Origin of the sequence: Mycoplasma hafezii, from assembly GCF_049942695.1 — a bacterium.
In the GTDB taxonomy this organism is placed as follows: Bacteria; Bacillota_I; Bacilli_A; order Mycoplasmatales; family Metamycoplasmataceae; genus Mycoplasmopsis; species Mycoplasmopsis hafezii.
Window position 1 is genome coordinate 54,559 of sequence record NZ_CP187940.1, and the last position, 15,255, is coordinate 69,813.

Below are 15,255 nucleotides of genomic sequence, written 5' to 3' on the forward strand. Positions count from 1 at the left end.
GGAGATATATATGAAAAATAATAAACATACTAAAGCCTTGTTACTTACATCAGCAGCAGTAACAATGGGTTCTATTGTTCCTTTTACAATGTCGGCTGCAACAGATGAACAGGCTGCAAATATTCCTGCATCAAGTGCTAATTTTGTTAATTGAATAAAGGACCGTGAGACACAATATTATAGCTATTTAGACAACAATGGTGCTTTTTATCTTAACTATGATAATGGTGGTGTTTTCAATAATGATAATGTTATGTTAACTGTAAGAGAAGACTCACCAAGCCCGTTTCCAGGGTTAGCACCACTAAATGCTGCAGAAGAACAATCTTGAACAATCATCTTTAATCAAGGTTTCCCATGGGGTTATGCAAATTACACAAGTAATTTCAGATTTGGTATCTTTATTTCTAGTGATTTAGATTTTGTTCCTAACAGTTTTTGAATTAAAGCTTACGAAAGAAAAAGCTCTAAGGTTTTATTAGATAAACCAATTTCAGAATTAAGTAATCAATATCCTAATGCATTCACCACATATTCATATGTGTTTAATACAGAAAAAGGTTCTGATCCAAAAAAATACATTTTTGCTCCAAACGGTGGATATATTTCTAATATTACTACTTCGAATATTGCTCCAGGTTCTGGTGCTGATCCGTGAAATTTCTTATTATCACAAACATTGTTATTCCCTAATACTTCACAACCATACATTAACGCAAAAAATGACTTTAATGCTTTAGGACACGTAATTGGATTTTTCACTAAATTCCCATATATGTCTGGTCCTGATGCTCCTGCAGTAGAAGTTGCGTTTAAAACAAGAAAAAGAGTTTCTAAACAAAATTCCGCTTCTGTATTAAATAACAAAAATAATGTTGCTGCAAGTGGAATGCCTAACGGTGATGAATTGTATGCAAAATATGATTTAAACCCTAAACCTAACCAAACATTCGTTGCAGGATATTGAGGTGATCAACCTAATAACAATGGTTATAAAAATGGATATTATAAACGTGTTCAATCAATTTTCTACAACAGAACACAATATCAAACAGCATATGTTAATGCTAAATTAAATATTTCTGAAGTTAATGGACAAGAATTGCCTGAAATCGCTAAAACACCTAAAGCTAAATATAGTTTTTATTACAATGATTTATCAAACCAAGTGGGTGCTTTAAACTTTACTGAAGCAGATTTTCCAGCTGATGGAGTTACTAAAAAAGCTGTCTTTACTTATGATGGTTCAATCATTCCAGCTTACGATCAAAACTCAGATAAAATCAAACGTGAAGTTACTTTCTATGATGAGTTAATTGGTGAAAACTACTTTGTGGAAGGTCAATTAGCTTATGATTGAAATGTCTTTACTTATACAGATAATCAAACTTTATGATTTAACAATGATTGATATCAAGAAAAAGTTAAACTTTTAGACAAAATTAAGCAAGATGCAGTTGCAAACGGTTGAAGTCAAAACAGAGTTAATAATGCAATTAAAGAAATGAGACAAGCTGGTGAACTTAAATTAAAATCTAAGAACGAAACAGCAGAACAACTTAAATCACAACCAACAATTCAAGATGTTCAAAAAAGAATTGAATATACAAAACTAATTTTTGATAAAGTTCTTAACCCATTCCAAAGCGATGTAAATGGTGAAACTGCTATTTCAAAAACTGATAACTACATTTATGCATCACCAGACATTAAGTCTGAACTTGATAAGTTAATTAATAAATTTAAAACTTATTACAAAGATGGACCTGATGGTAAGAAAATCGAACAAGTTAATGATGATGCTACATTAAATGGTGAACAAATGGAAGATGATTATGATCGAGCTATCGAATTAATCGAACAACTTGATGGTGAACTTCGTAAACAACAACAGGAAGCTGCTCAAGCACTTGAAGATCTTGAAAACTTAACTGATAATCAAAAAGAACAATTTGTTGACCAAATGGCAGGTGCTACTACTCCAGAGCAAATGGCTAAAATCATTGAAAATGCTCAAAAATTAAATGAAGTAATGGGTGAGCTTAAAGATAAGATTGATACAGCTAATGAAGTAAAAGATGATCAAACCTATGAACAATCATCACCAGAAAGCAAAGGTGTATTTGATAAAGCTTTAGAAAACGCTAATAATCTTATAAATGATGAAAATGAACCAACTTCAATTAATCCAAGCGATATTCAAGGACTAATTGATAAATTAAATAATGCAATTGATAACCTTGATGGTGGTGTTAAATTAGAAGATGCTAAAAAAGAAACTCAAAAAGATATTGATGAGTTACCTTACTTAAACCTCAATCAAAAAGATGCACTTAAAAAAGCAGTAAAAGCTGCTAATAGCTTAGCTGAAGTAAATAATATTTGAGATGATACAGCACTTCCGTTAAATAAAGCAATGGGTGATTTACTAACTAAAGTAAATAACTTAACTGCTTTAAAACCTGAAACTAAATATAAAGATGCAACAAATAAAACTGATTTTGATAATGCACTAAAAGAAGCTAATGATTTATTAAATAAAATTTCTGGTCCAAATCAAAATACACAAGTAGTTACTAGTCTTTCTGATAAATTACAAGAAGTCTGAGATAAATTAAATGGTGAACAAGAGTTTAACACAGCAAAAGAAAACGCTCTTAATCAACTTGATTCAAATAATGTTGATGGATTAAAATATTTAACTCAAGCACAAAAAGAAAATATTACTAAGCAACTTAATGCGGCTAAATCAATTGAAGAATTAACACCAATTATGAATGCTGCAAAAGCATTAAATGGAGCAATGGAAAAAGTTGCTGCTATTCAAGAAGAAGCAGAAGCGGTTAAACAAACACCAAATTATATTGCTGCATCTAAAACTTCACAAAATGCATTTAACGTAGCTGAAAAAGATGCTGTCAATGCAGTTGCTCCAACTGCTGCACCAACATTAGAACAAGCACAAGCAATTGTGAAATCTTATGAAGATGCTAAAAATAATTTAAATGGTGATCAAGTTCTTAAAAATGCTAAAGATGCTGCTAAACAATACATTGATAGTTTATCTAACTTAAATGACGCTCAAAAACAAGCACTTAAAGATCAGGTAGATGCTCAAGAAACAGCTGATGCTATTTCTACTGTGCAAACAGATGCTAAAGCATTAGATGATGCTATGAGTGAATTAAAACAAGAATTAGCAAAAGCTAAAGCTGCTCAAAATACTCCAAATTATACTAACGCAGATAACCAAGCTGCTGTGACTGATGCAATTACTGCTGCTGATGCAGTTGCACCAAAAACAGGTAATAATGCTGATACCGATGCAGTTAAGAAATTAACAGAAGCTCTTAAAAAATCTGTTTCCGAACTTAATGGAGATGAAAAATTAGATGCTGCTAAAAAAGCTGCAGAAGATGCAATTGATGGAATGCAAGATTTAACACCAGAACAAAAAGCTGCACTTAAAAAAGAAGTTAATGTCAAAAATAACGTTGCTGATGTGACAGGTGTTCAAACTAAAGCTGATAATTTAAATAATGCAATGAATGCATTAAATGATGCTATTACAAAAGCAAATACAGCTAAAGAAACACCAAACTATACTCAAGCTACAAATCAAGCACCATTTAACGATGCATTAAGTAATGCAAATGATGCTAAAAATAATAGTGGTTCAAACTTAGATCCTGAAAGCATTCAAACACTTGCAAAATCATTAAATGATGCTACTACTGATTTAAATGGAAATAAATTATTAGATGAAGCTAAAGCAAAAGCTAATGCAAATATAGAAGGTCTTCCAAACTTAAACGATGCTCAAAAACAAGCACTAAAAGATAAAGTAGCAGCTGCTACAACAATTGCAGATGTTAATACCGCAAACACTGATGCAAACAGTTTAAATGATAAAATGGGTGATTTAAAGGCAGCGGTTGCAAAAGCAAAAGAATATAAGAATGATCAAAATTATGTAGATGCATCAACAGATACACAAACTGCATTTAATGATGCAATTACAGCTGGAGATACAGCTACTACAGCAACTCCAGGAGATAACTTAACTAGCGATCAAATTGACTCATTAATTAAGAATATTAATGATGCAAAAGCTGGTTTAAATGGTGAAGAAGAATTACAAAAAGCAAAACAAGCTGCTGAACAAAAAATTGATCAATTACCTAACTTAACAAATTCACAAAAACAACAACTTAAAGATTTAGCAAATAGTAAAACTAATAAAGCTGATTTAGCTAATGTAGTTGATCAAGCTGATAAATTAGATGCAGCTATGAATAAATTACAAACAGCTAAAAATAATGCTGAAGCTGCTGAAAAAACTCCGGATTATACAGATGCTGATGCTGATAAGCAAGCAACTGTAAATCAAGAGGCAGAAACAGCCGCAAATACATTAAAAGATACTCCAAATCAAAGTATTGATCCAAAAGAAATTGAAGCACAAGCAAACAGCTTAAATGATGCTGTTTCTGCACTTAATGGTGATGAAAAAATTCAAGCTGAAAAAGATAAATTAAATAAAGAGCTTCAAAACTTACCATACTTAAACGATGCGCAAAAGCAAGCATTAAAAACAAAAATTGATGCTGCTACTTCACTTGAACAATTAGGAACACTTCAAACTGAAGGAACAAACCTTAATGAGGCTATGAAAGAACTTACAGCTGAAGTAAATAAAGATAAAGCTGTAACAACAAAAACTAAATATGTAGATGCTGAACAACCTTTAAAAACAGCGTTTGATAATAAATTAACTGAAGCTGAAAACGCTTTAGGACAAGCCGGTACTGCTTTAACTAAAGAACAAGTAGAGCAACTTAAAAACGACTTAAATCAAGCTTATGGTGCTCTAAATGGTGATAAGCAATTACAAGCCGCCATCGAAAAAGCAAAACAAGATATTCAAGATTTAACACACTTAAATGATGCTCAAAAACAAGCTTTAATTACAGAACTTGAAAGTCCAGATACAGATACAATTCAAGCTGTTAATGATGTAGTATCTAAAGCAACGACATTAGATACAGCAATGGAAAATCTTGGAAATGCTTTAAACAAAATTAATGAAGCAAACTATCAAAAAGAACTTAATTACACAGATGCAACTCAAGTACTTAAAAATGCATTCGATCAAGCTCACAAGGATGCAACTAACTTATTAAATAAAGCTACTGGTGCAAAAATGCTTAACCCTAAAGATGTTGCTAATATGACTGATACATTAAACAATACATATGATGCACTTGATGGAATTAAGGTGTTTGAAAAAGCAAAACAAGATGCTACTGATACAATCGACAATAAACTTAATAACCTTAACGCAGCTCAAAAAGATGCGTTAAAACAAGTTGTAAATAATACTAAAAATAAAGCAGAGGTTGCACAAGAATTAAGTAAGGCAATTGGGCTAAATAATTCAATGGGTGATTTAAAAACTCTGGTTGATTCATTCCAAAAACCAAACGTATTAGATACTCCTAACTATTTAAATGCAGATCCAGAATTACAAAAAGCTTATAAAGATGTTTTAGATCAAGCAACAAGCTTAACAAATACAACAAATGCTGATACTACAGCAAACTTAGATAAAGAAGCTGTTGATGCATTAAAAGAAAAATTACAAGCTGCTAAAGATGCTTTAAATGGACAAACAAAACTAGACAACGCAAAACAAAATGCATTAACTGAATTAGAAAAATTAACTAACTTAAACGATGCACAAAAACAAGGAGTGCAAGAAGCTTTTGATAATGCTAAAACTGATGCAGATATTGCTACTGCGTTAAATAACGCAAAAACATTAAATGATAAAATGGGTGAACTCAACCAAGCAATTACAAACGCTAATGCAGTTAAGAAAACACCAAAATATACCGAAGCTACAAATGCAGATCCATTTACAACTGCGTTAAATAACGCTACAAAAGAAGCTACTCCAGCAACAGGAACAAATTTAAATGAGCAAGCTGTGCAAGCTTTAATTGATGCATTAAATACTGCAAGTAATAATTTAGATGGATTAAAAGAATTACAAGCAGCAAAAAACACAGCTAATAGTGAAATAGATAAGTTATCTAATTTAACAGATGCTCAAAAAGCAGCTCTTAAAAAACAAGTAGCAGATGCAAATACAATTGACGCTGTTAATGGAATTGATCAACAAGTAAAACCACTTGATGATGCAATGAAAGCACTTAAAGATGCTCAAACTCAAGCTAATGATGCAAAAGAAACAAATGACTATACTGATGCAGATCCTGATAAACAACAAGCATTAAACGATGCTAATGCAGAAGCTACAAACGCACTTAAAGCTGATGCAAATTTAGGATTAGCAGATATTGCAAAATTAACAGATAACTTAATCAAAGCTACAGACTCACTTAATGGTGATGAAAAAGTTGCTGCTAAAAAAGCAGAATTACAAAAAGCAATTAGAGATGCCAAATACCTTAATGAAGCTCAAAAAGATGCATTAAACCAAGAAATTACTAATTCTAATAATCTTGAACAATTAAGTGGTGTAGAAAGTAAAATTGCTCCACTTGATAATGCGATGAAAACACTTAAAGATCAAGTAGATTCATTGGCTAATGTTCAAAATACAAGCAAATACGAAAATGCTACTCAGGATACTCAAAAACCATTTGATGATGCACTTAAAGCCGGAAAAACAGCAGTAGATTACACAAATGGTGCTAACTTAGATTTAACTGCTGTTAATGAATTAAATAAGCAATTAACAGATACATACAATGCTTTAAATGGTGATAAAGAATTAGAAGATAAAAAAGCAGAAGTTGCAAAAGCAATCGATGGATTAGCAAACTTAACAGATGCACAAAAACAAGCACTTAAAGATAAACTTAATAGCCCTGCAACTTCAAATATTCAAGCTGCTAATAATGTACTTAGCGATGCTGAATTCTTAAATAATAAGATGGGAAAATTAGCAGATGCAATTAAAAATGCAAACGAACAAGTAATTCCAAGCCAAAATTATATTGATGCTACACCAGACAAACAAAAAGCATTACAAGATGCTATAGATGAAGCAAATAAATTTAATAACAAACAAACAGGTACTAACTCATTAACTGATGCAGATATTCAAGCACAAATTGATGCGATAAATAATGCAATCAACGGTTTAAATGGTGAACAAGAATTACAAAACGCTAAAGATCAAACTAAAGCAAGTTTAGCAACTGATTACCCACACTTAAATAAAGCTCAATTAACAAGTCTTGCAAACCAAATTGATAACGCTGCAAGTAAAGCAGATTTAAACACTATTGCAAATTCAGCTAAAACATTAGATGATAAGATGAAAGAATTAGCTGATGCTCTTAAAGTAATTAATGATAACAATGTGCTTAACGAAACTAACTATACAAATGCAAACGAGCCATTTAAATCATTATTTAAAGATGCATATGATGAAGCTACAAAAGTAACAAATACAAGCTTAGCTGATAATGATAATCTAGATACTGATGCTGTTACAAAATTAATTGAAAAATTAAAAGAAACAGAAAATAATTTAGATGGTGATAAAGAACTTAAAGATGCTAAAAATGCAGCAAAAGCTACAATTGATGCGTTACCAAACTTAACGGATGCTCAAAAAGCAGCTCTTAAATCTCAAGTTGATAATGCTAAAACAGTAAATGATACAGTTGCACCTGTTGAAGTGGCTCAAGACTTAAATAATAAAATGAGTGAACTTAAACAAGCAATTGCAGATGCAAATGCTGTAAAAGATACACCAAATTATTTAGAAGCAAATAACAAGGATGAATTAGACACACCACTTACAGCTGCTACAGATGCTGCTGATCCAAAAACAGGTGGAAACCTTGATAATACAGAAATTCAAAAATTAATTGACAATTTAACTGCTGGTACAGCTAAATTAAATGGTGATCAATTATTAAATCAAGCAAAACAAGACGCTGCTAACACAATTGATGGATTACCAAACTTAACAGATGCTCAAAAACAAGTACACAAAGATAAAATTAATGATCCAAGTGTAAATTCAATTGCAAAAGTAAATGAACTTGTAAAACAAGCTCAAGATCTTAATGATGCAATGCAAGCACTCAAAGATGCTAAAGCTAATGCTGATGCAGCAATGAATACATCAAATTATCGTGATGCTGATTTAGGAAAACAACAATCAGTAAGCTCACAAGATCAAAATGCTGCGGATACACTTGCAAATACTGATATTACTGATCCAAAAGCAATTACACAACAAGCAAATAATTTAACTGATGCTGTGAAAGCACTTAATGGTGATGATAATTTTGATAAGCTTAAACAAGCAATCGAAAAAGAATTAGCAGCAGCTCCTGATTTTGAAAATTCAAAAATCTTTACTAATGCTCCACTTGCTAAACAACAAGCTTATAAAGATGCAATCAAAGCTGCTCAAGACTTAAAAGAACAAAACAAATTAAATAATAACGATCTAACAGCAGAACAACTTCAAAACTTATTAAATGATATTTTAGGTGCTAAAGATGCAATTAAAGCAATTAATAAGAAAGCAGAAGATGCAATTAATAATCTTCCAAACTTAACACCAACACAAAAAGAAGATTATATTAATCAATTACGCAATAATCCAGATAGTGCAGATAATATTGTTAATAATGCTACAGGATTAAACGATCAAAAACAACAAGCAATTGATAAGGTTAATAGTTTAACAGACATTCCTGAAACAGACAAAAACAACTTTATTAATCAAATTAAAAACGAAAATTCTCAAGATTCATCAATCTTTAATGCACCAGCACAAGCTGCTGCAGATTTAAATGATAAATTTAAAGCAATTATTGATCAACTTAAAGAATTAGATAAAAATTATTCAGATGCTAAGGCTGATGAAATTCAAAAACAAATTAACGCATTAAAAGAACAAACTTCAAGTGCAAATGAATTACAAAATGCTTTAGAACAAATTACTAATAATGCTAAATTAGAAAATTTAGTTAAAGATTTAGTTGGTTCAAGTGTCCTTGATAATAATAATGTTCAAGATTTAATTAATAAGATTAACAATAATAAAGAAATAAGTGGTGTTACAACAATTCCTGGCCTAAAAGACTTAGTTGAAGAAAACAACAAAGAAAATAAAGACTTAAAAGATCAAGCAGATGCTGTGCAAGAAATTGTTAATGGAATTATGAATAATGATATTGCACAAGTTAATAAAGGAAATAGTGAATTAAACAGCATTAACATCACAAATAACAATAAATTTGTTGGTGATATCTTTACTCAAAATGCACTTAACATCTTCAAGAAAGATATTAAAGATGTTACACCAGAAGATATTAAAACACTTAAAGGAATTAGATTTGGTAAGGTTGATCACTTAATTAAATCAGCTTACGAAGAAAAATTAAATAATCTATTAAAAGATTACTTAAAAGCACATCCACACGAAAAATTAGGATGACCATGATGAGTTGCATTAGCTGCATTTATTGCTGGTGCTGCTGGTACAATTTATGGATTATTTAAAAAGAACAAAAAACAAAAATAGTTAATTTATAAGAAGCATTCTAGTTTATCTAGTTTGCTTTTTTGATTCTGACTTAATAAGTGAATAAAATTTCACTTTAGTAGATTAAAAGTGAAATTTAAAATATATATTATAAAAAGGAATACAATTATTATGAGGTTAAAGGTTAGATTATGAAACAATTTAATTTACCATTAAAAATATTTAATGTATTTTTATTTATTTGATTTTTAGTCTGATATATCGTTCTATTAGTGTATCTTGGAATCTTTATAAGTGGATTTTTTATTTGATAATAAAAAAGGAGTAATATTATGTGAATTTATGCAAGTCTAGTATTTATAGGTATGTCGGGAATACCGCTTGCTGTAGTGTGATTAACACAAATGATAATTTTATTAGTAAAAGGATATGACTGAAAGGTTGCGATTTTTCCAATCGCTGGAGTTTTTCAAAAAAACAAAAAACGTCAAAAACAAAAAAATAACAGTGAAAAATAAAAAAAAGATTTGTCAAATTAATGGCAAATCTTTTTTCGTATCTGAAGCAATTATAATAATGTAACAATATTGTCGACAACTTTAACTTTATTTTCACCTACTAAATAAGCTAAAGCTTCAGCAATGAGTTTTTTCATATTTGCAGATACTGTTTTATATGCACAATATTCACTGAATTGTTTTTCTAGTGCATCAATTGTTGTGCTTTGCACTAAAGTAAGAATTTGGTAAATTCCACTTGCTATTTCGAATTTAGAAATATTAGTTAGTTTACGTTTATTATTATCATCTGTTGCTAATCTAAACTTAATGTCACTCATAGTTGTTGGTTCGAAGATGAAATCATCTTGAATATAGACTAGTTGCATACTTTCAATAGTTTTTAAGAATTGGGTAAATTGTTCTTTCATATCTTTAGTAAGCACTTGTTTATCATATAAGGCAGGAATGAATTTTTTAAGGTCATCAAAAGCAATTGGTGAACCAGCAGAAATGATAGCTTTAAGGAATGATAAACGATCTGGGTAATCTTCTGATTTAATTTTTGAAAGGTCAGGATATGGTTCGAACAATTCAATTAAGTTTTCTGTACGTTTAACATGTTCCACGGGTACTTGTTTTTCTTTTTCTACCGTTTCTTCTTTTTCTTGTTTTTTAGTTGTTTTTTTATCTTTTGTTACTTCTTTTGTTTCTGGTTCGTTTTCTTTTATGATATTTTCCATTTTCTTAGAGTTTGCAACTTGATTTTTAAGCTCTTTATTTTGTTTTAAAGTTTTTTGTTTGCTTTCTTCAATTGCTTTTTTAATAAATTTGTCTAATTGAATGATTTGTTGTTCTTTGTTTTTGAATCAATCAGTAGATCAAATACGGTAAACTTTTCATCCACGTGCTTCAAGAACTTCTTCTCTAAGACGATCACGATCACGTGCAGATTTAGATGATTTATAAGTTGTTCCATCACATTCGATACCTACAACGAATTTTGTAGCATCATTTGGATCTACAATAGCTAAATCGATTTTGTAGCCTGAGTTACCAACGTTAGTTTGTACTTCATAACCAAGGTTTTGAAGCTCTTTAAAGACAGATTTTTCAAATCCTGACTCAAAGAATTTTTGAGTTTTTTCATTGCTTGACATAATTTTCTTACCTTCACCATATTCAGCGAATAATAAGTATTGTTTTAAGAATCTAACTCCACGAGCTTCTGTTTTATTTAAGTCAATATCATCTTGAGTAATAGATGAAACTAAAATAGTACATTCTTTAGCACGTGTTGCAGCAACATTAAGACGTTTATAACCTTGTTGCTGGTTAATTGGTCCAAAACGCATTGCAAAATGCCCTTTTTCATTAGGACCATAACAAATACTCATAATAATAATATCTCTTTCGTCCCCTTGAACTGTTTCGATGTTTTTAACAAAGAAAGGATCTTTAAGTTCACGACTAAAGAATGGTTCTAATGAAGAATCTTTACGTCTAAGTTTGTTAATTTTTTGTTCAATTAACATTTGTTGTTTCTTGTTGAATGAAACAACTCCGACGCTCTTTGTTGTTCCGAATTTTTCGTAAATAGTTTTAATGAGCTCAATAACTGTGTCAGCTTCAACTTCGTTTTGATTGTTGATAAATTTACCATCAACTTTAACGAATTGAACCCCTTCAAAACTACCAGGTTTTCTAAGTGAAGGGAATGTGATTAAGTTATCGTTATAAATTTCAGCGTTAGATGGTTGAATTAATTCTTCAAATTTACTACGGTAGTGTCATTTTAAACTGATAGTAGGTAAGAAACCTTTAACAGCGTTAAGAATTGATTCATAATCATCTGTTTCACCACGTTCATCATCAGAAAGTACATCATCTGAATCGGCATTAAAGAAGTTTGTAGGTGGTAATTGGTGTTCGTCCCCTACGATAATTCTTTGGTTTGCTCTAAATAATGCACCAACTGCATTTTCTGGAAAGACTTGAGAAGCCTCGTCAAAAATTACTGTATCAAATGTAATGTCGCTAGTTTTTAAGAATGAGCTTACAGTGAGTGGAGACATCATTAAACAAGGCTTAATCATTAAAATAAGTTCAGGAATTCTTTCAAAAAGCATTCTGAATGGCATTACACGCTTATCTTTAGTTGCTTCTTTAGCAAGAATTTTAATACTTGCATTAAGTCCTTCGATTGAATTAATGTTTGGTAATGCTTCGTAAAGTTTTTGAGCAACTTTAAGTTCAGCAATTTTCTGAATTTCTTTTTCAACTTCTCCGAATTCTTCTTTCATAACTTGGATTGCTTCACCGTTGAAACCAAAGTTTAAGTTAGCTTCTTCTAAGTAATGTTCAATAAGAAGTGTGTAGAAACGCTTCATAAAGATTTCGTAGTAGTTTGATGTGATTTTGTTTTCAATTAATAAATCAGCAAAATCTTTTAAATCACTTTTACATAATTCTAAATATGCAGTAATAAATTCTGTATATGCATTTAAGTAATTGATATTAGAAATATATGTAGAAATGTTTAATTTTAAAGCCTTAAGTGGTAATGTACTAAAGTCTACACGAGATTTATCAAAGAATGATTGTAATTCATCAAATTGTTCCAATAGTTTTACTGATTGTTCTAAACTGCTATCAATGATAGGGAATACGTTATCTTTGTTAAATAATCAACTAATTGCTAAGGCAATTTTGTCATTATCATAGAAAAGTACATCTTTTGAAAGATTTAAGAATTTTTGATATCACTTTAAGTCATAAAGTGCATTTTCAATATCTTGTTGTGTTGTTGTATTTTTAGTGTAAATAGTTCTGTTAGTTAATAACTCAATATTTGCAAGTTTCTTTTGAATTTTTGCGATTAATTGAACTTCAAGAACTAACTCTTCATAATTTGGTTTATTGTTTAATCTATAAAGAATTAAGTCTGATTTAACTTTACGGTATTCTGGACTAAATGCACGTTTAGCACCGTTTTGAAGTTTATCTAAAATTAGATTGTATTTTTCGCCAGGTACATTGTTTAAAACTTCTAATTTATAGTTTTGTGCTAGTTGAACTTTGAGAGCAGAAACAACTTTGAACTCTGAAAGAATGTCTTCGAATAAATTGATTTCTTGTGGAAGCTCGTAAATTCTTTTAATTCTTTCATCAATAGTTCTTGCTGCTTTAATGTGTTCTAATAAAGCAACAAGGTTTTTAAGTGTATCTAAGAAAGGAGCGTTGTCTTTAAAATAAATATGTAATTTATTTTTAAGGTTAGCTTCTAAATATTGTTCTAATGATTTGAGCCCTTTTTGGTTAGTTGTTAATAAGTTTTTGAAAAATTCTTTTTCACGTGTTGAATAAATTTCTTTATTAAATCCATATCATGGGTTTGAAGAAATGTCTAAATCAATATTGTTAGCTTTATTTTCAAGTGTTTCAATTTTCTTTTGAATATCAAATAATCTATCTTGATCGATTTCACCAACATTTGGAATATCAAAGAATAAATCTTGAACTTTTGCTTTTTGTTCATATAAACCATAAAGTTCGTAAAGACTGTGATTTAATGGTTTTCTAATTTTAGTAATTTTTTCGTAGTAATCATTTAAATCACTCTTAGTGTTTTTGTATCTATGAATTTTATCTTGTGCATAAAATTGAGGCACAGTAGGAATGTCTTCTATTCCTTTTTGTAAAGTTGTGTATAAATCTTTAATTACGCCTTTTTTATCAAAATCACTATCGTGGATTGGTAAGGCAAATTCTCCTAATCCGATTTTGTTTAAGTTTCTTCAAACAACGTCAAGAGCAGCTTTCTTTTCAGCAACGAAAAGAACTTTTTTACCACGAGCAATTAACTCAGTAATAATATTAGTAATTGTTTGTGACTTACCTGTACCAGGAGGACCTTCAAGCACGAAACTTTTTCCAAGAATAGCAGATTGAATTGCAGCTTCTTGTGAAGAGTCGGCATCAAGTTTGTGGTAGTAGGCTTGTGGATCAATATATTTATCAACTTCTGATTCCTTAACAAGATCAGCATCAATCATGCTTTGCTTGCTTGATGTTAATTTTTGGTAGAAGTCACTATTTAAAATTTTCTTTTCGTTATCTTCTAAGTCTTTAACTAAATTGATTTTAGTAAAGCTAAATGAAGCTAATTCAATATTGTCTAAAATTTCTCAACGTTTATCTGAGAACTTAGCAAGTTGTTGAGCAATTTTTTCTTTATATGCTTCATAGATTTCGTAGTTAGATAAATCATCTGATCAATCTTTAAATTCAAAATCTAAATCGTAATCCACTTTCATTTTACGAATCATTGAGTGGTTAACTAAAAGTTCATCATCAACAATTTTTACTTCAAATGTTGAATCAAATGTAGTTTGACTTAATTCAGCATTTAAAAACATAAGTGGTGCATAATGAGCTTTTTTATCGTTTGGTTCATATCATTTTAAGAAACCTAATGCGAAGAATAAAACATCGACAGCGTTTTCTTCTTTAAAGAATTGGGCTGTTTTCATTAAGTTTCTTAATACTTGGGTTTGTTTAGAACCACTAGCATTAGTGAATAATTCATTTTTATTTTTATTACCACGTTTGTTTTTATAAATGTCAATTAATGGTAATAGTTCAGAAGCATCATAGTAATCCTTTTTAGGTAAAACTTGTCCTAAAACTTTTACTTCTTCTCTAGATGCTCTTTTTGTTTTTGTATCATCATCTAAATCATCTTCATTCTGGTCGAATAAACGAGCAAAATTAACTGAACGACTAGGTACAACTTTTTCAAAGAAATCTTTGATGTTTGGAGCAATAATTGAAATTGTTCCAGATTTATTTTCTTTGTGATTTAAGGCTTTATTGTTTAAAGATAAATCTAATAATTTTTCTTTTCAACGATTTAAGGTAGTTGCATTTTTAGCCATAAAAAACCTTTCTAAATTTCTTTATTTATTTTTAATAAATAAATTATATAAGTTTAATTAAGGAAACATTTAAAAAGCACTTTTTTAACATATATTTTTTGCAAAAATAGAAAAGTTTTTCAGTTATTAATCATTTTGTGGAATAAAAATAACAATCAATGCAGAAGTGAGCTTTTGTTGTGCGTTGATTGTTAATAATAGTAACTTCTTTTTCTAAATGTTTATCATAATTTCTAACTAGTACATTTGATAATTATGCTATTTTTAATCAATTGCTATT

General features: G+C 29.9%; 3 protein-coding genes. 2 read left to right on the forward strand and 1 reads right to left on the reverse strand.

Going from position 1 to position 15,255, the window contains the following annotated elements:
- The first annotated feature begins 10 nt into the window (after positions 1-10).
- Entirely contained in the window at positions 11-9,580 is a 9,570-nt protein-coding gene (locus tag ACPYPZ_RS00250; RefSeq protein WP_426461332.1) for a hypothetical protein, read from the forward strand.
- Positions 9,581-9,873: 293 nt separating this feature from the next.
- The gene (locus tag ACPYPZ_RS00255; RefSeq protein ID WP_426461333.1) at positions 9,874-10,059 is read left to right on the forward strand and encodes a hypothetical protein; all 186 of its coding nucleotides are present in this window, start codon (positions 9,874-9,876) and stop codon (positions 10,057-10,059) included.
- Positions 10,060-10,109: 50 nt separating this feature from the next.
- Here the strand turns inward: ACPYPZ_RS00255 and ACPYPZ_RS00260 are convergent, their stop codons facing one another.
- Entirely contained in the window at positions 10,110-14,975 is a 4,866-nt protein-coding gene (locus ACPYPZ_RS00260) for a DUF4011 domain-containing protein (protein WP_426461334.1), read from the reverse strand.
- Positions 14,976-15,255 lie beyond the last annotated feature (280 nt).